23 protein-coding genes and 2 tRNA genes are annotated in these 25,304 nt (G+C 68.8%); 9 read left to right on the top strand and 16 right to left on the bottom strand.

From position 1 onward, the window contains the following. The first annotated feature begins 366 nt into the window (after positions 1-366). A complete protein-coding gene (locus OHA25_RS19730; protein WP_327589005.1) occupies positions 367-765 on the top strand; it encodes a hypothetical protein in 399 nt (132 codons plus the stop codon). A 94-nt stretch (positions 766-859) separates the two neighbouring features. Beyond that, positions 860-1,051, top strand: a complete 192-nt coding sequence (locus OHA25_RS19725) for a hypothetical protein (protein WP_305924142.1) — start codon at positions 860-862, stop codon at positions 1,049-1,051. Between the two features lie 3 nt (positions 1,052-1,054). Here the strand turns inward: OHA25_RS19725 and OHA25_RS19720 are convergent, their stop codons facing one another. From OHA25_RS19720 to OHA25_RS19680, 9 genes are all read right to left on the bottom strand, one after another. Continuing rightward, on the bottom strand, positions 1,055-1,720 hold the full coding sequence (locus OHA25_RS19720) for a response regulator (RefSeq protein WP_327589004.1): 666 nt from the start codon (positions 1,718-1,720) through the stop codon (positions 1,055-1,057). Continuing rightward, positions 1,717-4,266 carry a sensor histidine kinase gene (locus OHA25_RS19715; RefSeq protein WP_327589003.1) on the bottom strand — a complete coding sequence of 850 codons (2,550 nt, stop codon included), beginning with the start codon at positions 4,264-4,266 and terminating at the stop codon, positions 1,717-1,719. The genes OHA25_RS19720 and OHA25_RS19715 overlap by 4 nt, the downstream gene beginning before the upstream one ends. Before the next feature lie 9 nt (positions 4,267-4,275). Then, positions 4,276-4,743: a group II truncated hemoglobin gene (locus OHA25_RS19710; protein WP_327589002.1), complete on the bottom strand. Its 468-nt coding sequence runs from the start codon at positions 4,741-4,743 to the stop codon at positions 4,276-4,278. Positions 4,744-4,860: 117 nt separating this feature from the next. After that, positions 4,861-4,934, bottom strand: a tRNA-Met gene (locus OHA25_RS19705). Positions 4,935-5,042: 108 nt separating this feature from the next. Further along, positions 5,043-5,119 (bottom strand) — tRNA-Met (locus OHA25_RS19700). 54 nt (positions 5,120-5,173) lie between these two features. Next, the gene (locus OHA25_RS19695; protein WP_327589001.1) at positions 5,174-8,101 is read right to left on the bottom strand and encodes a UPF0182 family membrane protein; all 2,928 of its coding nucleotides are present in this window, start codon (positions 8,099-8,101) and stop codon (positions 5,174-5,176) included. A 130-nt stretch (positions 8,102-8,231) separates the two neighbouring features. Then, positions 8,232-9,275 carry a YlbL family protein gene (locus OHA25_RS19690; RefSeq protein WP_327589000.1) on the bottom strand — a complete coding sequence of 348 codons (1,044 nt, stop codon included), beginning with the start codon at positions 9,273-9,275 and terminating at the stop codon, positions 8,232-8,234. Positions 9,276-9,285: 10 nt separating this feature from the next. Continuing rightward, positions 9,286-9,711 carry a molybdenum cofactor biosynthesis protein MoaE gene (locus OHA25_RS19685; RefSeq protein WP_327588999.1) on the bottom strand — a complete coding sequence of 142 codons (426 nt, stop codon included), beginning with the start codon at positions 9,709-9,711 and terminating at the stop codon, positions 9,286-9,288. Between the two features lie 17 nt (positions 9,712-9,728). Then, on the bottom strand, positions 9,729-10,802 hold the full coding sequence (locus tag OHA25_RS19680; protein WP_305924220.1) for an NAD-dependent epimerase/dehydratase family protein: 1,074 nt from the start codon (positions 10,800-10,802) through the stop codon (positions 9,729-9,731). Positions 10,803-10,932: 130 nt separating this feature from the next. On the opposite strand from OHA25_RS19680, the gene OHA25_RS19675 reads away from it, so the two are divergent. The 3 genes from OHA25_RS19675 to OHA25_RS19665 are packed head-to-tail and all read left to right on the top strand — an operon-like array spanning position 10,933 to position 13,772. After that, positions 10,933-12,186 (top strand): zinc-dependent metalloprotease, encoded by a 1,254-nt coding sequence (locus tag OHA25_RS19675; RefSeq protein ID WP_327591010.1) that lies wholly within the window; start codon positions 10,933-10,935, stop codon positions 12,184-12,186. After that, positions 12,183-12,743 carry an NUDIX hydrolase gene (locus OHA25_RS19670; protein ID WP_327588998.1) on the top strand — a complete coding sequence of 187 codons (561 nt, stop codon included), beginning with the start codon at positions 12,183-12,185 and terminating at the stop codon, positions 12,741-12,743. The genes OHA25_RS19675 and OHA25_RS19670 overlap by 4 nt, the downstream gene beginning before the upstream one ends. 33 nt (positions 12,744-12,776) lie before the next feature. Next, complete coding sequence (locus tag OHA25_RS19665) at positions 12,777-13,772, top strand: endonuclease/exonuclease/phosphatase family protein (RefSeq protein ID WP_327588997.1); 996 nt, start codon at positions 12,777-12,779, stop codon at positions 13,770-13,772. An 84-nt stretch (positions 13,773-13,856) separates the two neighbouring features. Here the strand turns inward: OHA25_RS19665 and OHA25_RS19660 are convergent, their stop codons facing one another. Next, on the bottom strand, positions 13,857-14,441 hold the full coding sequence (locus tag OHA25_RS19660) for a hypothetical protein (protein WP_327588996.1): 585 nt from the start codon (positions 14,439-14,441) through the stop codon (positions 13,857-13,859). Further along, positions 14,438-14,953: a M48 metallopeptidase family protein gene (locus OHA25_RS19655; RefSeq protein WP_327588995.1), complete on the bottom strand. Its 516-nt coding sequence runs from the start codon at positions 14,951-14,953 to the stop codon at positions 14,438-14,440. The genes OHA25_RS19660 and OHA25_RS19655 overlap by 4 nt, the downstream gene beginning before the upstream one ends. 464 nt (positions 14,954-15,417) lie before the next feature. Between OHA25_RS19655 and OHA25_RS19650 the strand changes: the two genes are divergently transcribed. Then, a complete protein-coding gene (locus OHA25_RS19650; RefSeq protein ID WP_327588994.1) occupies positions 15,418-16,941 on the top strand; it encodes a ThiF family adenylyltransferase in 1,524 nt (507 codons plus the stop codon). Positions 16,942-17,005: 64 nt separating this feature from the next. Then, a complete protein-coding gene (locus tag OHA25_RS19645; protein ID WP_327588993.1) occupies positions 17,006-18,340 on the top strand; it encodes an ABC1 kinase family protein in 1,335 nt (444 codons plus the stop codon). 353 nt (positions 18,341-18,693) lie between these two features. Here OHA25_RS19645 and OHA25_RS19640 read toward each other — a convergent pair whose 3' ends face one another. Next, positions 18,694-19,323, bottom strand: a complete 630-nt coding sequence (locus tag OHA25_RS19640) for a TetR/AcrR family transcriptional regulator (protein WP_327588992.1) — start codon at positions 19,321-19,323, stop codon at positions 18,694-18,696. A 69-nt stretch (positions 19,324-19,392) separates the two neighbouring features. On the opposite strand from OHA25_RS19640, the gene OHA25_RS19635 reads away from it, so the two are divergent. Beyond that, a complete protein-coding gene (locus OHA25_RS19635) occupies positions 19,393-19,995 on the top strand; it encodes a hypothetical protein (RefSeq protein WP_327588991.1) in 603 nt (200 codons plus the stop codon). A 144-nt stretch (positions 19,996-20,139) separates the two neighbouring features. On the opposite strand, the gene OHA25_RS19630 is transcribed toward OHA25_RS19635, so the two are convergent. The 4 genes from OHA25_RS19630 to OHA25_RS19615 all read right to left on the bottom strand — a co-directional run bounded on the left by OHA25_RS19630 (position 20,140) and on the right by OHA25_RS19615 (position 24,177). Further along, positions 20,140-20,304, bottom strand: coding sequence for a hypothetical protein (locus tag OHA25_RS19630; protein WP_305924159.1), 165 nt, complete (start codon positions 20,302-20,304; stop codon positions 20,140-20,142). Between the two features lie 67 nt (positions 20,305-20,371). Then, positions 20,372-20,641: a WhiB family transcriptional regulator gene (locus OHA25_RS19625; RefSeq protein WP_327588990.1), complete on the bottom strand. Its 270-nt coding sequence runs from the start codon at positions 20,639-20,641 to the stop codon at positions 20,372-20,374. A 519-nt stretch (positions 20,642-21,160) separates the two neighbouring features. After that, positions 21,161-22,030, bottom strand: a complete 870-nt coding sequence (locus OHA25_RS19620) for an acyl-CoA thioesterase (RefSeq protein ID WP_327588989.1) — start codon at positions 22,028-22,030, stop codon at positions 21,161-21,163. Positions 22,031-22,143: 113 nt separating this feature from the next. Then, a complete protein-coding gene (locus OHA25_RS19615; RefSeq protein WP_327591009.1) occupies positions 22,144-24,177 on the bottom strand; it encodes an ATP-dependent DNA helicase UvrD2 in 2,034 nt (677 codons plus the stop codon). A 152-nt stretch (positions 24,178-24,329) separates the two neighbouring features. Between OHA25_RS19615 and OHA25_RS19610 the strand changes: the two genes are divergently transcribed. Next, entirely contained in the window at positions 24,330-25,235 is a 906-nt protein-coding gene (locus OHA25_RS19610; RefSeq protein WP_327588988.1) for an alpha/beta hydrolase, read from the top strand. Positions 25,236-25,304: the final 69 nt, after the last annotated feature.

Below are 25,304 nucleotides of genomic sequence, written 5' to 3'. Positions count from 1 at the left end.
GACCGGACTCGCGAGAACTGCGGGAATTAAGTCGCGCCCCGTTTCCGGGACAACCCCTCTAACTTACCAGCTCATCCGGAGTGATGCGAATCGTCCCGGATGGCCAAGGAGGAAGTGAGGTTTGCCGGGGCATCTCCGGAGCTCTGTGAACCCCTCGGCCGCCCTGCGCTAGGCAACTCTAGCAGCCCGCGGCACCCACTTCGCGCAACTTAGGTAATCATGAGGTCCTTCCCTCACCACCTGACCCTCAAACCTCTGTCATGTCGACGCGCCGGAGACGCCAGGTCAAGCCGTCAGCAAGTCATCCGCAATCGCCCTCAGGTACGAAGTACTCACGAGCAGACTGCGCTCTTGGAGGTGCCCGCCATGACCCGCTCGGAGTTTGACGACATCCGCGCCTTCCTCGCCGACGAGACCACCCATGCCGGGGACCTGCTGAGAATCGCCAGGACACTGGTCGACGACCTGGAGCACGCCCGCATGCGTGAGGCCGTACTGCGGTCCCACCACCTGCACCTTCTCACGGCCGCGCGGGCTTCGGTGGCAGCCGGGGCCGTGGACGCGCCCGATCCCTTGATGTTCCTCAGGCGCGAGCTGGCCGAGCAGGGTCAGCTCCCCGAGGACGGCGAGGCCATGCAGCGCATCCTGTCCGATGCTCGTGCGGGGGCCGCGCTGGCCACCGCGATGGAGGACAGCGCTCCGAAGCGTCCCCGCGGCATGCGCCTGCGCCGTTGCATCGGCGTGCACCGCACCCTACGCAAGTAGACCCAGCCAACACCGGCACATGTTGCCCCACCGGTGACTGGATGACGACTCCGGACATACCGGCTCTTTCACCCCCGACTGCAAGACTGCGCATATGTGGCAGCGGGGGCTGAACTGGGCGGCAATCATCCTGGTCGGGACTTTCAGCCTGATGTGGGTTGGTGTCGTGATTTATGCGGACGAGCTCTCTCCTCCATGGATGCGCATCGCGCAGGCCGCCTTCGCCCTGCTGCTGCTCGGCTGGTCCGTGCAGAAAGCCATCGCCATGATCGCCGGGAAGGCGTGAAGGTCACGGCTGGAACCGGTACCCCATACCGGGCTCCGTCAGCAGATGCGCCGGGTGGGCCGGGTCGCGTTCGAGCTTGCGGCGCAGCTGCGCCATGTACTGGCGCAGGTAGTGCGTCTCCTTGAGATAGGAGGCGCCCCAGACCTCGGTCAGGAGGTGGCGCTGGCTGATGAGCTTGCCCGGGTTCCGCAGCAGGATCTCCAGGAAGTGCCATTCCGTGGGCGTCAGCCGTACCCCTCCCGAAATCGTCTTGCTGGACAGGTCGATGACGTGGTCGCCCAGTTGTACCGAGGAGACCTCCTCTTGCTGGCTCGTACGGCGGGTCACCGCGCGGATGCGGGCGAGCAGTTCGTCGATGCCGAACGGCTTCGTCACGTAGTCGTCGGCGCCCGCGTCGAGCGCGTCCACCTTGTCCGAGCTGTCCGACCGCCCGGAAAGGACGATGATCGGCACGGACGTCCAGCCCCGCAGCCCCTGGATGACCTCGACACCGTCGAGATCGGGCAGTCCCAGGTCGAGGATGACCAGGTCGGGATGCCAGTCGGCGGCATGGCGCAGCGCCGTGCCGCCGTCGGGCGCGACCGCGACCTCGTACTGCCTGGCGGCGAGATTGACCCGCAGGGCGCGCAGGATCTGCGGTTCGTCGTCCACGACGAGCACGCGGGTCATGCGGCCCTCCGCAGCGAGACGGCCATGGTGAGTCCCCCTCCGGGTGTGTCCTCCAGGACGAGCGTGCCTCCCATCGCCTCGGTGAGGCCGCGCGAGAGCGCCAGGCCCAGCCCTACTCCCGTGTGGTTGTCGCGGTCGCCGAGCCGTTGGAAGGGCATGAACACCCTTTCATGCGCTTCCTGCGGAATGCCCGGGCCCCGGTCGATGATGCGGATTTCGACGTTCTCGCCGAGCCGGCTCGCCGTGACGAGCACGTGCTCCCCCTCGGAGGTGTAGCGGGCGGCGTTCGCCATGAGGTTGACGAGGATTCGTTCCAGCAGCGCTGCATCGGCCAGGATCTCGGGGAGGTCTGCTGGGATGTCGCTCTTGATCAGGCCGGGCGCGGGGGCGAGGTCGTCGAGTGCGCGCGGAAGGATGTCCTCGATCGCCACGGGCTGGAGGGTCACGCCGAGGGCGCCGGCTTGCAGCCGGCTCATGTCGAGCAGGTTCGAGATCAGGCGGTTGAGCTTGATCAGCGACTCATTCGCGGTGGCGAGCAACTCGGCGCGGTCCTCCTCCGACCACATGATCTCGGAAACGCGCAGGCTCTCGATCGCGGCCATGGCCGAGGCGAGGGGCGTACGGAGGTCGTGGCTGACGGCGGCGAGCAGGGCGGTGCGCATCTTGTCGGCCTCGGCCAGTGGCCGGGCCCGTTCGGCCGCCTCCCGCAGTCGTTGCTGCCGCAGCGCGACCGCCGCCTCGGCCGCGAACGCCTCAAGCACCCGCCGATCGCTGGCGTCGAGCAGCCGCCCGTGGGCGGCCAACGCCAGCCGGTCGTCGATCATGATGTCGATGTCCGCCGTCCCAGGCGAGGTGGCGGGCGGACCGCCTGAGGTGGAGACGATCCGCCAGCCGTCGTCCCGGCGGGTGTGGCTGATCCGCTCCGGGATCGGCCCGGTCTGAGCATTGTCCGTGCGTTCGAGCAGGGTCACCGAGGTCAGGCCGAACGTCTCACGCATCCTCGCCAGCAGCGACGGCAGCGCCGCCTCGCCCCGCAGCACATGGCCGGCCAGCGTGGCGAGCACCTCCGCGTCGGCCCGCGATCGCGCCGCCTCTCTGCTCCGTCTGGCCGCCAGGTCGACGACCGTGCTCACCATGACCGCGACGAGCACGAAGATGGCCAGCGCGAGCACGTTCTCCGGCTCGGCGATCGTCAACGTGTGCAGCGGCGGTGTGAAGAACCAGTTGAGCAGCCCGAACCCGAGCACCGCCGCCGCCAGCGCCGGCCACATGCCGCCCACCAGCGCCACGCCCACCACGAGCAGCAAGAAGAGCAGGATCTCACTGGGCAGCGACAGGTGCAGCGGCCGCAGTGCGGCCGTGAGCAGCGGCATCCCGACCAAGGTCAGCCCCCAGCCGTACGCACGCCGGGTGCGGGTCAGCGCCGCCCTCGACCGCGCCCGATCGCGCACCTTCCTGGTCGCCTCGTGCGTGACCATGTGCACGTCGATGGTTCCTGACAGGGCCGTCGTCGTCACCCCGACCCCTCGCGAGACGATCTGCGCCAGCCGCCCTCTCTTCGACGCGCCGAGGACGAGCTGGGTGGCGTTCACGCCGCGCGCGAACTCGAGCAGCGTCCGGGGCACGTCGTCACCGATCACCTGGTGGTACGTGCCGCCCAGGTCCTCGACCAGCGTGCGCTGGCGGGCCAGGTGCGCCGGGTCGCCGCCGGAAGCCAGACCGTCGGCCCTGGTGACGTGCACGGCCAGCAGATCCGCGCCCTTGGTGCGCGCCGCGATGCGCGCGGCCCGGCGGACGAGCGTGTCCCCTTCGGGGCCGCCGGTGAGCGCCACGACGACGCGCTCGCGGGTCTCCCAGGTGCCGTGGATGGAGTGTTCCGTACGGTAGCGGTCGAGTTGTTCCTCGACCTTGCCCGCCACCCAGAGCAGCGCCAGCTCACGCAGAGCGGTCAGGTTGCCGACGCGGAAGTAGTTGGCCAGCGCCGCGTCCAGCTTCTCGGGGGCGTAGACGTTGCCGTGCGCCATGCGGCGGCGCAGTGCCTCAGGCGCCATGTCGACCAGCTCGATCTGGTCGGCCCGCCGCACCACCTCGTCCGGCACGGTCTCGCGCTGTCGCACGCCGGTGATCTGCTCGACCACGTCGTTCAGCGATTCGAGGTGCTGGATGTTGACGGTGGAGATGACATCGATGCCGGCGTCGAGGATCTCCTCGACATCCTGCCAGCGCTTGGGGTTGCGGGAGCCGGGGACGTTCGTGTGGGCGAGCTCGTCGATCAGCGCCACGGTGGGAGCGCGGGCGATGACGGCGTCGGGGTCGAGCTCGGTGAACGTCGCGCCCCGGTAGGCCATGGTCTTCCTCGGGAGGATCTCCAGGCCCTCGAGCAGGCGGGCGGTGCGGGCGCGGCCGTAGGTCTCGACGAAACCCACGACCACGTCCTTGCCGCGTTCACGGCCCCGGCGCGCCTCGCTCAGCATGGCGAACGTCTTGCCCACCCCTGGCGCCGCGCCCAGGTAGACGCGCAACCGCCCGCGGGCCGTGCCTCCCATTCCTCCAGGTTAAGGCTGGTACGGCGGAGCGACCCCCCAACCCCAGTGCGGCACCGGCGCCTGCGGCGGAGGCGTCGCCCCGGGCTGGGAGTTGTGCTTGGCCAATCGGGTGCCCCATTCGATGTAGCCGGCGAATGCCGCCCTGAACTCTGGGTCGTCGGGCAGCCCGACCTCGTCGGCGGCGTCCATGAGGAGATTCACCCACCTGCGGCGCTGCTGCTCGGTGATCGCCTTGCCGAGGTGGTGGCGGAGCATGTTGGAGTAGCCGCCGCGTTCTTTGGTGTAGCGGTCAGGGCCGCCGAACACCTCGCTCAACCACATGGCCACGTGTTGGGGATGATCCGGGTCCATGTGCGCGAACAACGGCCCGATCACGTCATCCTTCACCACGGTGCGGTAGAACGCCTCGGTCAGCCGCTCGAACGCCTCGGTGCCACCCGCCCACTCGTACAGCGTCGGCGCTGTCTCATCAGTCATGTAATGATGTAATCACTCGCGCGGTCGGGGAGCAACGCCCGCCTGCGGCGAGAAGGGCACTATACCCGCTGGAAATGACAAAGTCCCCGGCCGTTCGGCCGGGGACTTTGTGTTTAGTAGCGGGGGCAGGATTTGAACCTACGACCTCTGGGTTATGAGCCCAGCGAGCTACCGAACTGCTCCACCCCGCGTTGCTGTCTTACGTCTATAACTATACAGCCCCGAGCGAGTGCTCGCGCCAGTTAAAGGAAACCCGCCGCAGAACGCACGAAAGGCCCGGTTTCCCGGGCCTTTCGACATGGTAGCGGGGGCAGGATTTGAACCTGCGACCTCTGGGTTATGAGCCCAGCGAGCTACCGAACTGCTCCACCCCGCGTCGCGTTGTGCCTTAAGACTAGACGGCAACGCGGGGATGGCGCAAACCGAACGGCTAAGACGTGCCCTGCGCCTGTGGTGATCCTGTCGGCGAGGGCGATCCCGTCGGCGAGGTGGTGGGCGTGGCGGTCGGCGAGGCCGTCGGGCTGGCCGTGGGCGCCGGCTGCTGCGTGTTGGCGCTCTGCAGTGCCTTCAGCGCCTCCTCCAGCCGCTTCTGCGCCTCGCCATAGGCGTCCCAGTCCGGCGGGCTGGCCTGCAGCGCCTTCTGGGCGTCCTCGTAGGCCTTCCTGGCGTTGGAGATCGCCGTGTTGAGCGCCGTGCTGGTCTGGCTGGGCTGTTGTTGCTGCTGCTGGGGCTGCTGCTGTTGCTGTTCCTGGTCGCCGAAGACCTCTTTCAGAGCCTCGTCCAGCGTGCGGCCCACACCGATCTTGGCGCCGTACGACACCAGCACCCGCTGCAGGATCGGGTACGGCTCCTGCCCGCCGCCGGCGGCCACCTGGATGTACACCGGTTCGATGTAGACCAGGCCGCCCGCGTACGGGAGCGTCAGCAGGTTGCCGTAGCGGACCGACGAGGCGCCGACGCCCAGCAGGTTGAGCTCACCCGCGAACCGGCTCTGGAAGGAGTTTTGCGCCTGTCCAGGACCGGGGATGGGGGTGCTCGACGGCATCCGCAGGATGCGGATGCGCCCGTAGCCGGAGCCGGCCGACGAGTCGACCGCCATGAACGCCGCCAGGTTGGGCCCCTGACGCGGCACGAACGTCGTCGTCAGCGAGAACGCCGGCGTGCCGCCCGGCATCGTGGTGGTCAGGTAGTAGGGCGGCTGCTTGATGTTCTTGTCGCCCTGGGTGGGGTCGCCGGGGACGTTCCAGAAGTCCTGGCCGCTGTAGAAGGCGGCCGGGTCGGTGATGTGGTAGCGCGACAGGGTGTAGCGCTGCACCTTGAACAGGTCCTCCGGGTAGCGCACGTGGCTGCGCAGCTCGGCGCTCATCTCCGAGGCCGGGCGGATGATGCCGGGGAAGGCCGCGCTCCAGGTCTTGAGCACCGGGTCGTTGGTGTCCCAGCCGTAGAGCTTGACCGTGCCGTCGTAGGCGTCGACCGTGGCCTTGACCGAGTTGCGCATGTAGTTGATCTTGTCGCTCGGCTGCTGCGCGATCACGCGGCGGTCGGTCGACGTGTCGCGCGTCATGTCGTCGAGGCTCTCGCTCTGCGAGTACGGGTAGTCGTTGGACGTCGTGTAGCCGTCGACGATCCAGACGATGCGCCCGTCGACGATCGTCGGGTAGGGGTTGCCGTCGAGCGTGAGGAACGGGGCGACCTTCTGGACCCTGTCACGCGGGTTGCGCTCGTAGAGGATCTTGGAGTTGTCGTTGACGTCGCCCGAGAGCAGGATGTTCGCCTCGCCGTACTTGGCGGCGTAGAGAAGCCTGTTGAAGAACGATCCGACGGGCACGCCGCCGCCGGTGTAGGTCGTGTTCTCCTGGCCCGTGCCACCCGTCTTCGGGTAGTCGAGCTCCTGCGGGTTCTTCGGGTTGCCGCCGGCGATGACGTAGTCGCCGGAGGTCTGGTCCTCGCCGTAGTAGACCCGCGGCTCCTTGAGCTTGGTGCTGTCGACGAGCGAGCCGGTGACCGGCATGTCCTTGGCGTCGTAGTCGGGCAGGCCCTGGGAGTCGACCTTGTTGCCAGGCGCCGCGACGAAGCCGTAGCCGTGGGTGTAGACCAGGTGCCGGTTGATCCAGTTGTTCTGGCCCGCGTCCGGACCTGTCAGCTCCCGGACGCCGACGATATGGTCGATCATCTTGCCGGTGCTGTCGGGGTAGCGGTCGACGTCGAGCGGCTCGGCGAAGTTGTAGAAGCCGCGGATGCGCTGGGTCTGCTCGTAGGTGGACGAAACCAGCGCCGGGTCCAGCAGTCGCACACCGGAGACCGAGGTGTCGCCGCGAGGCTGGACCTTGGTCGGGTCGGCCTGGGCGTTGTAGGTCTCGACCTCGGTCTTGTCGACGTTGTAGGCCTCCCGCGTGGCCTCGATGTTGCGCTGGATGTAGGCCGCCTCCTTGCCCTGCTGGTTGGGCTTGACCTGGAACTGCTCGACCAGCGCCGGATAGACGCCGCCGATCAGGATGGCCGAGAGCACCAGCAGGCCGAAGGAGACCCCGGGCAGCATGCCGCCGGGCCGCACCACGCCGGCGAAGAACAGCACGGCGCAGATCAGCGCGATGATCGCGAGAATGGTCTTGGCCGGCAGGACGGCGTTGACGTCGGTGTAGGACGCGCCGTGCACGAAGCCGCGGTCGGAGAAGACCAGGCTGTAGCGGTCGACCCAGTAGGCGACGGCCTTGAGCAGCACGAAGATGCCGAGGAGCACGGACAGGTGCACCCGCGCCGCCCTGGAGGCGTGCACGCCCGGCGACTGCAGGCGGAACCCGCCGTAGAGGTAGTGCGTGATGGCCGCCAGGATGGCCGAGATGATCACGGCGGTGAACAGGAAGTTCAGCGTCATCCGGATGAACGGCAGGTCGAACATGTAGAACGAGATGTCCCACCCGTGCAGCCTGTCCTGCTTGCCGACCGGCACACCGTTGATGAACTTCAGCCACGTCTCCCACTGCCCCGCGAACGAGGAGCCGGAGAAGAGCGCGAGCAGTCCCATGCCGACGATGAAGATCAGCTTACGGTGGGGATCGAGCGCCATGCGATAGCGATCGGCGCCGCTGGCGCCACCGAACATCGCGGGCCCGAACATCGGCCGCGTGCGGAACGCCAGCAGCATGTTGCCGCCGGCGATGGCGACCATGAGCAGCGCCCCGACCACGAAAAGCGCGATCTGGGTCAGCACTACGCCGGTGAACACCGACGAGTAGTCGACAGCGTCAAACCACAAATAGTCGGTATAGATACCGGAAAACAGGAAGAACAATGCCACGATCGCCACGAGAGCGATCGCCACAGGCAGAAGCAGTCGTGGCCGACGGGGCAAGCGCATCGCCCTGCCGGCTCCTGGGGTCCGGAAGCTCAAGGCCAACCCCTCGTCGTGATGAAGAAACGGTCGATGTTCTGGCAACCTACACCGCTAGGCCAGCCATACGGCTAACGCACGGCGGTCGCCAGAAGTTTCATCCGGCCTCGCACGCGGGCACGTTTCCGTTGCCCGTGCGCAGCGCGTCGAGCGCCAGCACTGTGTCATGCAGGGTATCCGCTCTGACCAGCCGAAGGCCCCCGGGAACCGCCTTCATGGCCTCGGCGCAGTTGTCGGCGGGGGTCAGGAATATGGTCGCGCCGGATTCCTTGGCGCCCACCATTTTCTGCTGGATGCCGCCGATCGCGCCGACCTCGCCCGTCGGCTGGATGGTGCCGGTGCCGGCGATCTTCTTGCCGCCCGTGAGCTCACCGGGCGTGAGCTTGTCCAATATGCCGAGCGAGAACATCAGCCCCGCACTGGGCCCGCCGACGTCGCCCACATTGATGTCGACGTCGAACGGGAACTTGTATTTCGCCTGCATGACCACGCCCACTTGGGGCTGCCCCTTGGCGTCCACCGTCTGCACGGTGACGTCGAGTTTCTCCTTGCCCCGGGTGACGTTGAAGGTCACGCTCTCGCCGGGCTTGTGTGCCTTGACCCCGTCGCTCACCACGTCGACGTCCGTGGCCGCCTTGCCGTCGACCGAGTTGATCTCGTCGCCCTTTTGCAACTTGCCGTCGGCGGGCTTGCCCTTTTCCGTGGACAGGACGGTCACGACCATGCTGAAGGGAATCTTGAGCTCGGTGAGCGCGGCGGCGGTGGCGGAGTCTTGGGAGTTGGTCATCTCGACCGTGTTCTCCTCCTCGACGTCCTTGGGGTCGCGGTCGGGAGCGAAGATGGTCTCCTGCGGGACCACGGCCACGGTGGGGTCGATCCAGCCGCGCAACGCCGTCAGCAGGTCGATCTGCGCGGCCGGGCCGCCCTGGTAGGCCACCGTCACCAGGCTCAGCGCACCGGTGGTGGGATAGGTCTGCCGGCCCTTGATCGCGATCACGGGCTTCTTGTCGACCTCGCCGATGGTGTTCTCGGTCGGGCCGGGGCTCAGCACGACGTACGGGACCGGGCGGAACGCTCCCACCACCCCCAGCGCGAGCACGAGGAATCCCGCGAGCAGCAGGGTCAGGGCGCGTCGTGACATGATGATGAGCTTATTCGCAGGCGCCGACCCACTCGGTCTCGCCGTCGGCGAAGACCTGGTGTTTCCAGATGGGGACCTGCGCCTTGAGGTCGTCGATCAGCCTGCGGGAGGCCTGGAACGCCTCGTCCCTGTGCGGGGCGGCCACCGCCACGATGACGGCCGCGTCGCCCAGCTCCAGGTCGCCCACCCGGTGCACGGCGGCCAGCGCCGTCACGGGGAAGTCGGCGGCGACCTTCTCCGCCACCGCGCGCAGCTCGGCTTCCGCCGTGGGGTGCGCGGAGTAGGAGAGCCTGGTCACGGGCTTGCCGTGGTCCTGCTCCCGCACGGTGCCGACGAAGATCGTGGTGCCGCCCGCGGCGTGGTCGCCCACGGCGGCCAGCACCTCGTCCACGGACAGCGGGGTGTCGCGAATGCCAAGCAATCGGATGACGTCCACGGGAAAGAGCCTAACCTTTACTGACGCCTCTTTTTGCGTACCTGGCGGACGATCGCGGCGGTGCCGATGACGGCCACGGTGGCGCCGGCCGCGGTGAGCGTGGCCTCCTTGACGGGCAGCCGCCTGCCGACCACGGTCGTCCTCTTCTCCAGCAGCTCCAGCTGCTGCTCGAGCGCGGCCTCGTTGGTCCACGACGGCTTCCAGCCCGCCTCCCGCAGCGCCGTGCAGTCCACGACCCACGGGTAGACCACGTAGTGCAGGTCGGTCGCGGGCGCCGGGGTGATGCCGAGCCTATGGAGCCGCTGCGCCGTGCCGAACGTCAGCCCCGCGGGCAGCTCGAACCTGCGGATGCCGGACAGCTCCTCGACCTGCTCCTGCTCCAGCCACCCGTCGGAGCCGACCGCCACCACACCGGTGACGACTCCGCGGGCGGCCAGCTCCAGCGCCGAGATCAGGTCCTCGACGTGACAGAACTGCCAGTGCGGGGTGCAGCCCTTGACGGTCAGGAGCCTGGGCGACTCGAAGTGCCGGGTGATCACGGTGTCGACGCCCGGGCCGACGACCGCCGCCGGGCGCAGCACGGTCACCTCGAGCCCGGGATGGCTGCGCAGCGATCTGCGCACCAGGGACTCGATCTCCAGGTAGTCGCCCACGACGCCGGTGTCGGGCTCGGCCGCCACCGGGGCGTCCTCGGGCAGGGGCACCTCGTTGTCCGGCGCGGCGCCGTAGACCATCGCGCTCGTGACCAACACCACACGGCGCACGCGTGCCGCGGCGCACGCCGTCAGCACCGTCTGGGCGGCGCGCAGGTTGTAGGCCCGCCGGGCCACCGGGTCGGAGTCCACCGCGTAGTCGCCGGCCAGATGGACCAGCACGTCGATGTCAGCGATGCGGTTCGCCAAGAGCGGATCCCGTACGTCGATCACTCTCCACGTGGCTTCCTGAACGTCACCGCGCTGCTCGTCGATGGCCACCACCCTGCGGAAACCCGCGGAGGATACGAGCCTTGCGAGCAGCTCGCGGCCGATGCCGGAGGCCGCGCCGGTCACGGCGACGACGGGATGGCGCGGGCGTTTCGAGGTAGGCACCAGGTCCTCACTTTGCACTGATCCGCCGTAGGACGACTAACGTGGCGGATGTGGACTCCTCCATCCTGCACGAGGTAGAGCGGTGACTGACCTGCCAGGTCGCGAAAACGACCCTAACGAAAACCCGTTCGCCATGTTCGGCAACCCTGAGCAGATGGCTCAGGCGATGCGCCAGTTCGCCGATATGTTGTCGGCGCCTCAGGGTTCAGGCCCTGTCAACTGGGACATGGCGAAGAACATCGCCCGGCATGCCGTGGTGGCCGAGGGCGATCCGAGCGTCATGGAAGGCGAGCGCCGCCAGATCGTGGAGGCGCTGAGCCTGGCCGACCTGTGGCTGAACGAGGCGACCGCGCTGCCCAGCGGCGTGGCCAACCCGCAGGCCTGGAGCCGGTCCGAGTGGATCGAAAACACCATCCCGATTTGGCGCAAACTTTGCGAGCCGATCGCCGAGCGCATGGTCGAGACCATGGGCGGCGCTCTCGGCGGCTCGGGCCTGCCGCCCGAGGCCCAGCAGATGGCCGGCCCTCTCATGGGCATGCTCAAGCAAATGGGCGGCATGATGGTCGGCCAGCAGATCGGCCAGGCCATCGGCTCGCTCGCCCGCGAGGTGATCGGCACGACCGACATCGGCCTGCCACTGTCCGACACGGCCGCGCTGCTGCCCGGCGGGATCGCCTCCTTCAGCGAGGGCCTGGAGATGCCCTCCGAGGAGATCAGGATCTATCTGGCGCTGCGCGAGGCCGCGCACCACCGGCTGTTCCAGCACGTGCCGTGGCTGCGCTCGCACCTGCTGGGCGCGGTCGAGGAATACGCCAAGGGCATCACGCTCGACACTTCCGCGCTCGAAGAGCAGATCCGCGGGCTCGACATCAACAACCCCGAGGCGATCCAGGAGGCGCTGAGCGGCGGCAAGCTGCTCAAGCCTGAGGAGACCGAGCGGCAGAAGGCCGCCCTGGCGCGGCTGGAGACGATGCTCGCCCTGGTCGAGGGCTGGGTCGCCACCGTGGTCGACCGGGCCGCCGAAGGCAAGCTGCCCTCCGCCGTCGCCCTGGCCGAGACCGTACGCAGGCGCCGGGCCACCGGCGGTCCCGCCGAGGTCACGTTCGGGACGCTGGTGGGGCTGGAGCTGCGGCCCCGGCGGCTGCGCGAGGCGGCGGCGCTGTGGCGGGCTCTGGAGATCGAGCGCGGGATCGACGGCCGCGACGCGCTGTGGGGCCACCCGGACCTCATGCCGACGGCCGACGACCTCGACGACCCCGACGCGTTCGTCCGCGGCGAGGCCGCCTGGGACATCTCCCAGTTCGAGGGCAAGCCGAGCGGCACCGAGGCTGAAGGCGAGCAGGGCGACCAGCGCGAGCCGGGCGACGGCGAGGGCGACAAGAGTTGAGCCTGCACCGCGACGCGGTGGCGGTGCTGTCCGCCTGGACCGCGCCCACGCCCGAGGAAGAGGCGCTGCGCAAGGAGTTCCTCGACCACCTGCGGGCGCACGACGACGCGATGTCGCGCGCGTGTGTGCCCGGGCACTTGACGGCGACGACGGCGGTGCTGTCGCACGACGGCACGCAGGTGCTGCTCACGCTGCATCCGAAGGCCGGGATGTGGTTGCCGATGGGCGGGCACTGCGAGGTCTCCGACACCTCGCTCGCGGCCGCGGCGCTGCGGGAAGCCTGGGAGGAGTCCGGCATTTCCGGACTTGAGCTGCTTCCTGGCCCGCTGGCGGTGGACAAGCACGTCGTGTGGTGCCACCCGCCGAACAGCTGGCACCTCGACGTCGAGTACGCGGCCGTGGCGCCGCCCGGCGCCGAGGCGGTGATCAGCGAGGAGTCGCTGGACCTGCGCTGGTTCCCCGTCGACGAGATCCCCGACCCGTCGGACGACGCGACGCGGCGATTGGCCAAACGTGGACAGGCCGTGCTCGGCTCTGGTTCGCGCGCACTTGGCTAGAGTCCTTTGCGTCGTTCTCCAGAGGGGGATTTGGTGAGCACTTCGGCTGAGTCGCCCATCGGCGGCACGATCGTGACGCCCGCTCGCAGACGCCGGAGGTTCACCGGGTCGGCGCTGACGTGGGTGGCCGTGAGCCCGTTCGCGGCGTGGGCGGTCGCCAGGGTGGCGGGGCTGGAGCGGGGGTCGTTGCCCACGCAGCTCATGACCGCGACCCCGTACGCGGCGGCGGGCTCGCTGGTTCCCCTCCTGATCGCCGCGGTCGGGCGCAAACGCGCGGCCACCGCCGTGGCGTTACTCACCACGACCGCACTCGGTTTCAGCGTGCTGCCCAGGGCACTGGGCACGGCCGAGGCGACGGCCGGCCGGCCGCTCAAGGTCATGACGATCAACATGCTGTACGGCAGGGCCGACATCGACGCGATCATGAAGCTGGTCCGGGAGTTCGAGCCTGACGTGCTCAGCACGCAGGAGCTGACGCCCGGGGCGGTCGCCGACTTGGACGCGGCCGGGCTCAAAGAGCTGATGCCGCATCGCGTGCTGGAGGACGAGTGGAGCGCCGGCGGCAGCGGGCTCTACTCCAAGCACGCCATGGAGCAGCTGCCCGACGTGGCGCCGCCGGTGGGGCACAAGATGCCCGCCGCGCTGGTGTCGTTGCCTGGCGGGAACCCGATCGAGTTCGTCGACGTGCACCCCTACCCGCCGCTCGGCCCGAACGTCACCCAGTGGAACGACGCGCTGGCCGCCCTGCCGTCCACCTCTCCCGACCGGGTGCGGATCCTGGCGGGCGACTTCAACGCCTCCCTCGACCACGCGGCCCTGCGTAAGCTGCTGGCCAGGGGTTACAAGGACGCTGCGGCTCAGGTGGGGGCGGGGTTGATCCCGACGTGGCCGGCCAACAAGCGGGTGCCGCCGATCATCACGATCGACCATGTGCTGGTGGACCAGCGGGTGGGCGTACGGGAAGTCAGCGTGCGTGACGTCCCGGGAACCGACCATCGCGCCGTGCTGGCCGCGCTCACCGTGCCCTGAGCCAGGTCACGCCTCGCGCCCTGAGCCGGGTCGCTCACCGTGGACCTGAGCCGGGTCGCTCACCGTGGACCTGAGCCGGGTCGCTCACCGTGCGCTGATCAGCGCTCTGGTGTTGTCCCAACCCTCGAGGCCGGGGTCCAGGCGTTCGACGTCTTGCGGTGTGCGCAGGCGGTGCCAGCCCGGGGTGGTGGCGACCCTCCGGGGTCCCGGGGCCTGGGCGCGCAGCGCGCCCACCACGTTCTCGTCGTCCAGGTCCGGGGCGGCCCAGGCGGGGGCGGGAAGTGCGCAGGCCAGAGCCACGGCGCCGCCGTTCTCCGCCGGGCAGACGGCGATCTCCGCCCTGCCGAGCTCCCTGAACAGTTTGCCGACCAGCAGGGGCGGCAGGTCTGGCGCGTCACCGCAGATCACGGCGGCCTGATCGGCCTTGAGCCGGCCGAGCACGGCCTGCAACGGCTCGTCCTCCGCTATCGTGACGATCTCGGTGCCGGGCCAGACGATCTCCTCCAGGCCGGGCACACTGGTGATCAGGACGGGGGTGACGAGCTCGAGTCCCGCGACCATCTCGTAGGTGTCCTCGGCCATCGCCTCGAGGAACTCTCGCGGGTCGACGCCCGGCGGCGCCGCCTGCGCCATGTGCTGACGTACGAGGACCGCGGCGAGCCGCGTCAACACTCCTCCGGCGCCGTATGGGCCGCGGCGGAGAACCCCTCCAAGAACCCGCGCGCCCGCTCCGCTTTCGGATACTGTTCCACCAGCGCCCAGAACTGGGGGCCGTGGCTGGGCACGAGCAGGTGCACGAGCTCGTGGATGATCACGTAGTTGATGACCCATTCGGGCAGGCCCTTGAGGCGGGTGGAGATCCGGATCGTTCCGTTCTCCGGGGTGCAGGAGCCCCAGCGGTGTTGCTGGTTGTCGACCCAGCGCACGCTCACGGGCTCGGCCTTGCCGTCGAGATATTTCGCCGACAGCTCCCTGGCCCGCTCCAGCAGGCCCTCTTCGGTCGGCCTCCGCCGGCTTTCCTTCGCGGCCAGCCGATCCAGCATCCGGCTCACCCATTCATCCGCGTCTTCACCGCTCAGCCAGGCGGGCAGGAGCACGATCGTCTTGTCGCCGTCGCGGTAGGCGGAAACCGTACGCCGGCGACGAGAACTGCGACGAACCTCGACTGTCTCGGGGGGCACATATGCACGGTAGCCGAGACTGGCGAAATTCCACAGAGGGTGGACGTTGTTTCTGCTGGTCAGATGATTAAGACCCGGTGAATTTGGGCAGACGCGTTTCCCGATGCGCGGCCAGGCACTCCAGCAGGCCTGACGGGGTCCTGGTGGCGGGGCGGGACAGGAATTCCCAGCACAGCGCGGGTTTCAGGGCCTTGATGGTCTTGGTTCTGGGCAGCTTTGGGCGGACTTGCGGCAATCGATACGGGTTACTGGGCGATCTTCGAGGCGATGACCGGCCGGGGAAGCGTAGGTCATTCTTCAGGAAAGATTGATTTACCGGATCTTTATCCTTCGCCTCGCAACCGGCGGGACCTCATCGCGCGCGGGCCGGACGCAGACGAGGGCCGGAAGTTATCCACAGGCGGGCCGGAACCCACTCGGGATCTTGCTGCGCCGTGCGAACCTTTCCCGCCATGAGGCCACGTGTGAAGCCCGCCCTCCGGCGCATCGTCCGCGACGAGCAGACCCTGCAATACGGCGTGCACCCGCTGCGCGCCATCAAGCTGTCCGGTCTGGCCCGATCAGTCCAGCAGTGGCTCGAGGGCCTCGACGGCACCCGTGACCTGGCGCGCGTGCTGGACGCGGCCAACGCCGCCGGGCTCGACGAGTGCGGCGCGCGTTCCCTGCTTGACCAGCTCACCGCGCAAGGCGCGCTCCACGACGCCGCCACCAGCCCCGCGCCCCTTCGCGACCTCACACTGGCCGAGCGCGACCGTTTGAGACCCGACCTCGATGCCCTGGACCTGGCCTCGACCGCGCCCGAGGGCGGAATCGGGCTCCTGATGCGGCGGCGGACCGCCCGGGTGCGGGTCTATGGGGCCGGGCGGGTGGGTGCTCAGATCGTGGTCCTGCTGGCGGCCGCCGGTGTGGGGCACATCCGAGTGATCGACTCGGGCGCCGTCCGGGCGAGCGACATCACGCCCGGCGGGCTGACGTGGTCGGAGCTGGGTCTGACGCGGGAGGAGGGCGCGGTGGCGGCGGCCCGTAGGCTGATCTCGGGCTGGCGCGGCACCACCGCCTCCCGCGTCCCACCGCCCGGCACCACCGGCTCCCGCGTCCCACCGTCCAGCGCCACCGGCTCCCGCGTCCCACCGTCCAGCGCCACCGGCTCCCGCGTCCCACCGTCCAGCGCCACCGGCTCCCGCGTCCCACCGCCCGGCGCCCCCGGCTCGGCTTCGTCGGCGTCTGGGTTGCAGGCCGGCCAGGGACGTAGCGCGCCGCCCCAGGGGACACCGGCTCAAAGGGCGCAGGTTCCCATGGTGCAGGCTCACAGGGCGCGGGCTTCCACGGGGCAGGCTCAAAGGACGCAGGCTTCCACAGCGCAGGCTCCGGGGACTCAGGCACAGGCGGGCACCGGGCGGGGAGGAGATGGAGCTCAGCCGGTCACCCGCAGGAGGCGAAAGGACCAGCGGATCGACGGGCAGGAGCGCGTCAGGCCGGCTGTCGAGGTGCTGGCCGGAGGAACGTACCTGGGAGACCGGTCAGACCGTCCCGACCTGGTCATCCTCGCGCCCGTCGGCCCGCTGGACGGCGTGCTGGTCAACGAGCTGACCTGCCTCGGCATCCCCCACCTGCTGGCATCCGCCTTCGAAGGTCACGGCACGGTCGGCCCGCTCGTGTTGCCCGGCGAGACGGCATGCCTGCACTGTCTGGACCTGACCCGCCGCGACCACGACCCGGCCTGGCCGATCGTCACCGCTCGGCTGGGCGGTTATCCGCCCGGCGAGATCGCCTGCGACACGACTCTCGCGACCCTGGTCGCGGCACAGGCGACCGGGCATGCGCTTGCTCATCTCGACGGCCAGGAGCCCGCTGTGACGAACGGCACAATGGACGTCTCCCCTGATTGGCACTGGAAAAGGCAGGCGTGGCGCGTACACCCGCAATGTCGTTGTATGCGAAACGATCCTTATTCGCTAAGAATGGTCATGTCGCCCAAACGCGACTGACCTGTTCCCGGGGACGACCACGAAGGGGGGAAGCGGCATCTCTGCCGAGGTTCCGCGCATCAGTGTGAGCGATCTTCCGCGCCGTGCTGTCACGCGTTCTGCCAAGCTGGCCACGCTTCCCCTGGGATTCGCCGGTCGCGCCGCCCTCGGACTGGGCAAACGTCTCGGCGGCAAGTCCGCTGAGATCGTGGCGCAGGAAGTCCAGCAGCGTACGGCCGAGCAGGTCTTCAAGGTGCTCGGCGAGCTCAAGGGCGGTGCGATGAAGCTCGGCCAGGCGCTGTCGATTTTCGAGGCGGCGCTTCCGCCGGAGATCGTCGGCCCCTACCGCGCCACCTTGACCAAGCTGCAGGACGCCGCTCCCCCGCTCCCCGTCTCCACCGTCCACAAGGTGCTCACGGAGCAGTTGGGCGACGACTGGCGGGACCATTTCCGCTCGTTCGACGACCAGCCGACCGCCGCCGCCTCCATCGGCCAGGTGCACAAGGCCGTGTGGCGCGACGGCCGGGAGGTGGCTGTCAAGATCCAGTACCCGGGGGCGGGCAAGGCCCTGCTCGGCGACTTCGCCCAGCTGGCCCGGCTGGGCAAGCTGTTCGGCGTCTTACTGCCTGGCCTCGACATGAAGGCCGTGCTGTCGGAGCTGCGTGAGCGGGTCGCGGAGGAGCTCGACTATCTCCGCGAGGCCGAGGCCCAACATGCCTTCGCCCTCGAGTTCGACGGCGATCCCGACTTCCACGTCCCTGACGTGATCGCAGCCAACGAAATGGTGCTGGTCACCGAGTGGATGGACGGCACTCCGCTGTCGCGCGTCATCACCGAGGGCACCCAAGAAGAGCGCGACCACGCCGGCCTGCTCTTCGTCCGTTTCCTGTTCTGTTCGCCGGCTCGGGTGGGGATGCTCCACGCCGACCCGCACCCGGGCAATTTCCGCATGCTGGCCAACGGCAAGCTCGGTGTCCTGGACTTCGGCGCGGTCAACCGCATGCCTGATGGCTACCCCAGGGTCTTCGGGCAGTTAATGCGCATCTTCAACCAGGGCGACATGGAAACCGTCGTGATGGGGCTGCGCCAGGAGGGCTTCATCCGCAGTGACATCGAGATCGACCCCGACGCGTTGCGTGCCTTCCTCGCGCCGTATGTCGAGCCGACGGCGGTGGAGGAGTTTTCGTTCAGCCGGGAGTGGCTCCAGGCTCAGGCGGCCGGCGTCACGGACCTACGCCCCGGCAACGTGGTGCGCCAACTCAACCTGCCGACGTCGTACGTGCTCATCCATCGGGTGCATGCGGCAGGCGTGGGCGTGCTCTGCCAACTGGGCACCACGGCCCGGTTCCGCGACGAGGTGATCCGCTGGGTCCCCGGCTTCGCCGACGACCCCGACGACCAGCCCTTGGCAATCGGCTAACGGGCGTCCCCGCCTGCGCCAGGCTTCAACCCGGCCGTCGCCTGCGCCCACCCACCTACAACCCCGGCCATCGCCTGCCCACCTACAACCCCAGCCGTCGCCTGCGCCCACGTGCAACCCCGACCATCGCCTGTGCTCGCCTCACAACCCCGGCCGTCGCTTGCGGCCGCCTGCGACCCTCGCGTCACCTATGCTCACCTGCGACCCTCGCGTCTCCTACGCTCACCTGCGACCCTCGCGTGCCCTGCGCTCACCTGCGACCCTGGCGTCGCCTGCGCCCAGCTGCAATCCGGCCAGTGGCGCACCTCCGGCAACGTGCTCATCTGCACGCCGCGCAATAGAGCGCGAATGCGTTAGGCGAGGCCCGAGAGGAGGGCGTTGACGCCGTCGGTGAGGACGCGCTCGCCTTCCTCGCGCGAATCCAGGAACCAACCGGGGAGCGGGCTGCGGAGCGAGCACGTGAGCTCGATGCTGACGATGCCGTGGATCGTGGTCCACACCAGGTACGCCGCGCGCACGGGGTCCATCGAGCGGATGAGATGGGCCTCGGCGGCGGCGGAGGTGGCCTCGGTGAGCACGGAGAAGGTCAGGCTGAGGGCGTCGTTGCGCTGTTCGGGCGAGGGGTCGAAGTTGGGGAGCGGACGCTCGAACATCAGGGCGTAGAGGGCGGGATCGGACAGCGCGAACCGCCTGTAGCCGTACGCCACCGCCATGATCCGGGCGATCGGGTCCGTGGAGCCGTTCAGCGACCTGGTCATCGCCTCGTGGAGGATGCTGAAACCGTACCGGTAGATCGCCTCCAGGAGGCCGGCGCGGCCGCCGAAGCAGGTGTAGATGCCCATGGTGGAGGTCCCGGCGGCGTCTGCCACGCGGCGGAGGGTGAGGTGGAGCGCGCCATGTTCGCGAAGGACGCGCATGGCCGCGTCGAGCAGGTCCTGGCGCAGGGCGCCGAGTTCTTTCGGGATGCTTACGTCTCTCGGCACACCCTCACCATATCTGGCGATAACGAGCATCATAACGAGCGTTATCACCGAGAGAAGGGGCACTTCGAGATGCGGGTCTATCGGGTCACCGGAGCGGCGGGGTTCGTCTGCGCCCTGCTGCTCGTCATCAATTCCGCCAGGCGGGCGGGGTTCCTGCCGGAGACGGCGCTCACGCACGCCATCGCACCGTTCGCGGCGCTCACCGGCTTACTCGCGATCACCGGGATCTATCTGCACATTCGGGGTACGGCGGGCAGTCTTGGGCTCGTCGGCTACGTGCTCAACTCAGCCGGGCTGGCTGGGGCGTTCGCCATCGAGTACATCCTTCATTTCGTCTTCCCGTACTTGGGCGGCGGCACGGTGAGCGCTCTGCTGGCGGGCGGCACGGGGCGGGCCTTCCTGGTCACGTCGGTCGTGCTGGTGATGGGGGTGCTGACGTTCGGCGTGGCAGCGATCCGGAGCGGGGCGATGCCGGTCGTGGCCGTGAGCCTGTACGCCGTGGGGATGATTCCCGGGTCGCTGCGGAACTTGATGCCGCTGCCGGTGTATCTGGGCGGGCTGGTGCTGGCGGCGATCGGGGTGGCGTGGATGGCGGCGCGACTCTGGTCCGCGCAGGAGGAGCCCGTCGCACCCGCCCGCAGTGTGCGGAGGGAGGTACGGCCCACCGCCTAGACCGAGGAGGCAGACGCCCTCGGCCGCCCGCGGTGAGGGCGTCTGTCGTGGAAAGGGGAAGAGCCGGGCGCTGGGTTGCGCCCGGCTCTTCACTGATCTGGGGTCTCACGGGGAGATCCTGCGCCGGCGGCAGGATCTCCCCGGTCAGAACTCCCGGTCCAGGGCCTTGCGGAGGCGGTCGTTGGCCTTCTTGACCTCTCGCCGCGCCCGCTGCACACGACTCACGCGCAGGGCGAGGCGTTGCTCCTCCGCCTCCCGGTGGAGGGTTTGTATTCGGTCATTGACCAGGTCATGGATGAGATAAGACATTCCGCTGCTCCTCGTCGGCTGAGCTCTCATTGGTTTTTCTCTTTCTGGCTAGAAGGTGCGCGGTGGTTCAGGCAGCGACCGGGTGCTTGCGGGGACGCCCGCGCGGACGCTTGCGGGGAACGATGGTCCCCCTGAGGATCAGCTCGCCGCCCCAGACGCCCCACGGCTCCTCGCGCTCGAGCGCGCGGTCGAGGCAGGACTTCTGGATCGGGCAGCCGCCGCAGAGCGCCTTCGCGAACTCCACGTCCTCCGGCGACTCGGCGAACCACAGGTCAGGGTCGGTACGACAGGGGATCTTGGCTTCGTCGATCAGGTCCATGATCGTCTTGGCCCCCATCTTCTTCTCCTTTTGTCGATCTTTTTTGATCTTGGTCGGGACACCTCGTAGGTGGGTCGGGATCACGGACAAACAAATAGGCCGCGGATCCGTCTGTGGATCCGCGGCCTGGGGGCTACTTTCGCCGGTCAGGTTATGACCGGTGTATCCCTCCAGGGTTGCGGACCGCACAGTCCACCCTTGGTGAGCTGGTTGGCCGGCAGTTCGATACGTCCTGCGTAGACGGGAGCGCCTTGCACGGCCCCACTGACGTGGGCGCGCGCGGAGAAGGCGGCGGCCTGGCTACGGACAGACTTCTCGTGCCGCAACTTGGCCGGCCCATCGACGAGCCTCACCGCGTCACGGCATGCGGAAGCGAGCCACTTCGTGGCCGACATCTGAATGCTGATCACCGGGGCTCACCTCCACTCTCTGAGATCGTCGGAACAGGAGTGTCCGACTCGCTTGACCATGACCCTAAACCGGGAACCCGGGAAGGGGCAACATATTTTCGACCTGCGATTTCGTAACTTCGTCGCCCTATTTCAGTGGCCTGATCATGGCCTCCTGGACGACGGAGACCACGAGATCGCCCGACGCGGTGAACATCTCACCACGAGCCAGCCCCCTCGCGCCAGCCGACCACGGCGCCTCCTGGGCGTAGAGCAGCCAGTCGTCGGCGCGGAAGGGGCGGTGGAACCACATGGCGTGATCCAGCGAAGCGCCCATGATGTTCGAGACGCCCCAGGCCATGCCGTGCGCCAGCAGGATCGTGTCGACCAGCGTGAAGTCGGAGGCGTACGCGGCCAGCACCACGTGCAGGAGCGGATCGTCGGGCAGCTCGGCGTCGTAGCGGAACCACACATTGGTCTGGGCGCTGCGCAACTCGGGCTTGTTGTAGGCCTCCCAGGTCAGCGGCGAGGCGTGCCGGGAGTCCACCGGCCGGGGCCGCGACAGCCAGTCGCGGAATTCCGGGTGGTCTCCGACCAGCTCGAACATGCGCTCCTGGAACGTCGGCAGCGTCTCGGGACCTGGCACGGCGGGCATCACGGACGCTTGGTGCTCCACGCCCTCCTCGAGGACGTGGAACGACGCCGACATCGTGAAGATCGCCTTGCCATGCTGGACCGCGACGACCCTGCGGGTGCTGAACGAACGCCCGTCGCGCACCCGATCCACGTTGTAGACGATCGGGATCGACGGGTCGCCAGGGCGGATGAAATACGCGTGGAGCGAATGCACGTTGCGGTCGCCGGTGACCGTGCGGCCGGCCGCGACCAGGGCCTGCGCCGCCACCTGGCCGCCGAAGACGCGTTGGATGCGCTCCTCGGGGCTCCTCCCCCGGAAGATGTCCAGCTCGATCTGCTCCAGGTCGAGCAGGTCGAGCAGCTCCTTGAGCGCCTCGTTCACGTCTCCGTCCCCCTCATGCGTTCCGATACTTGGACAAGTCTGACGTGCCGCCCATTTCCTCCCAAATGCAGCCCAGCTGTGTCCGATGATTCCGTGCTGGGATTTCGGGTTCGTTACGAGCGGCAGAGGGACAGGACCGCCGCACCATACCGCTCGACCTTGACGCGGCCGATGCCGGCGATCGACAGCAGCTCCTGCTCCGTCGCCGGCGCCCGCTCCGCGATCGCCTGCAGCGTCACGTCGGTGAAGATGACGAAGGGCGGGACCTTGGACTCCTTGGCCGTGGCCGTGCGCCACGCCTTCAGCCGCTCCAGGAGCGCCTCGTCGTAGTCCGCCGGGCAGGTCGTGCACCGGCCCAGCTTCTGCTCGGCCGCCGTCACCAGCGTCTTGGCGCAGACCCGGCAGCTGACGGGCGCGGCCACCGTACGGCGCTCGCGGCTCGGCGGTGCCAGGCGAGGCGGGCTGGAGGTACGGCCGGTGAGGCCGTCAAGGAACCGGGACGGGCGGCGGCTCTTACGCCCGCCGGGAGCGCGGGCCAGCGCCCACGACAGTGACAGGTGCTCGCGAGCCCTGGTGATGCCGACGTAGAGGAGGCGGCGCTCTTCCTCGATCTGCTCCGGGGTCTCGGCGTAGATGATCGGGAGCATCCCGTCGGTGAGGCCGACGAGGAACACGGCATCCCATTCCAGGCCTTTGGCGGAGTGCAGCGAGGCTAGGGTGACGCCTTCCACCGGCGGAGCGTGCTGCTCGGAGGCGCGGCGTTCCAGCTCGGCGACGAACGCGGGCAGGTCGCCGCCCTCCGCGGCCACGTCCTCCGCCAGGTCGGCCAGGGCCTTCAGCGACTCCCACCGCTCCCTGGCCTTCCCACCGCCGGGCGGTGACGGGGTCAGGCCGACGCCGGCGAGGATGTGGTGCACCTCGGAGGCCAGCGGCTCGCCGGTGGCCGAGCGCGCGGCGCCGCGCAGCAGGACGACCGCCTGGCGGACCTCGGGGCGTTCGAAGAAGCGCTCGGCGCCACGCAGCATGTACGGGATCTCGGCCTTGGCCAGAGCCTCCTCGTACGCCTCCGACTGGGAGTTGACCCGGAACAGGACCGCGATCTCGCGCGCCGGCACACCCTTGTCGAGCAGTTTCCTGATGGACCTGGCCACCCCGGCGGCCTCGGCCGGCTCGTCGTCGTAGTCGGCGAACACCGGCTTGGGCCCGTCCGGGCGCTGAGCGAGCAGCTCGAGGCGGTGCGGCGACTTGCTCTTGGCGATGACCAGGTTGGCCAGGTCGACCACCTGGGGGGTGGAGCGGTAGTCGCGGACCAGCTTGATCACGGCGGCCTGCGGGTGCTCCACCGCGAACCCCGTCAGATAGCGCGGGCTGGCGCCGGTGAAAGAGTAGATCGTCTGGTTGGGGTCGCCGACCACGCAGATGTCGTCGCGCCCGCCGAGCCAGGTGTCGAGCAGGAGCTTCTGCAACGGGTTGACGTCCTGATATTCGTCGACCACGAAATAGCGGTATTGCTGGCGGATCTGCGCCGCCACCTCCTGGTGCTCGGTCATCACGGCCGCGGTCAGCTCCAGGATGGTCTCGAAGTCCACCAGATGGCGCTCGCGCCGGAGATGCTCGTATGCCTCGTAGAGCCGGGCGATCTCCTCGGCAGGCGCGGGTGGCGTGCGGTGGTATTTGGCTGCCGCGGCGACGTAGTCCTCAGGGCCGACCTGGGTGACCTTGGCCCACTCGATCTCGGCGGCGATGTCCCGCAACTCGGACCGGTCGGGATTTTTCCGGATCTGGCGGCAGGCTTCCACCAGCACCGGCAGCTTCGACTCGATGATCGAGGGCGCCGAGCCGCCGATCACCCGCGGCCAGAAATAGGTGAGCTGCCGCAGCGCGGCCGCGTGGAAGGTGCGAGCCTGCACGCCGGGCGCCCCCAGCGCACGCAGCCGCTGGCGCAACTCCCCCGCCGCCCGCGTGGTGAACGTCACAGCCAGCACGCTCTGCGCGTCGACCACCCCGCTGCGTACGGCGTGCGCGATCCGGTGGGTGATCGCCCTGGTCTTGCCCGTGCCCGCACCCGCGAGCACGCACACGGGCCCGCGCACGGCCTCGGCGACCGCGCGTTGCTCGGGATCCAGGCCCGTCAGGACGTCGTCCACATTCGTCACCCGTTCATCATCCCAGTACTGGCGGCCTAGGACCTTATTCTGGCAACATGCGGGCCGGGTTATGTTCTCGGTCAACGAGATGCAAAGAACTGGTCTCTTCCCCCAGAATGGGGCCGACCATCAGCATGGGGGAAAGGAAGGCCGTGCGAACTGCGGTTTACGTGGGCGCTCTCGCGCTCGCTGCCGTTGTGCTCACACCCGTCGCCGCGACCGCGACGATAAAGGAGCCCACACCCGCCCCAACCGTGAGCAACCCCGTGAACGCCGACGGGATCGGCGGCCTGAGCACGGAGACGGTTGCGTACGGCAGCCACCGGCGCCAGCAGATGGACGTCTGGTGGACCCCTGACGGCATGCAGCGGCCCGGCGTCTTCCTCATCCACGGCGGCTGGTGGTCGAGCGGCGACAAGAGGTACATGAAGGAAGTCACCCGCACCTACGCCGAACTCGGCTACACGGTCTTCAACCTCAACTACCGCCTGTCCGGCGACGCGCCCTGGCCGGCGCAGCGCACCGACGCGCTGGCCGCGATCGCCGCGGCACGCAAGCACGCCGACCGGTGGGCGTTCGACCCGAACAACTACGTGCTCTTCGGCTTCTCCGCGGGCGGCCACATCGCCGCGGCCGTCGGCACGTACGGCGACGGCATCGGCGGTCTCAAGGGCGTGGTGGGCCTGTCGCCGATCATCTCGCCGCTGCGGGCCTACTCCGACGGCGAGGACACCACGGACCCCAGCAAGCGCAAGCTCCGCGAGTCCGCGATCCGCCTGGCCGGCGGCTGCGCGCCCAAGGGCAAGTGCTCGCGGGTCTGGGCCAGCATGGAGGTGGCCTGGCACGCCAGCCGCCACGACGCGCCGATGCTGAGCGTGCACGCGCAGGACGAGTTCGTGCCGCCGGTGCAGAGCATGCTGCTCAAGCAGATGCTCGGCCAGGTGGGCGTGCCGGTGACGGTGCTCACCCAGCCGGGGGCCAACCACAGCGCGCCCCTCTACCGCGAGCCGGGTGTGGCCGAGCGGGTGCAGGCCTGGATCACTGAGCGCATCGGCTAGCTCCAGGATTAACCGGGCACTGCGCGTTGTTGCACCGAGCGTCTGTTTTCCTGACCCTTGGAGGGATCA

It is taken from the genome of Nonomuraea sp. NBC_00507 (assembly GCF_036013525.1).
Lineage (GTDB): Bacteria > Actinomycetota > Actinomycetes > Streptosporangiales > Streptosporangiaceae > Nonomuraea.
Note: the sequence above shows the minus strand (reverse complement) of the source record. Positions and strands in the feature narration are given on the sequence as shown.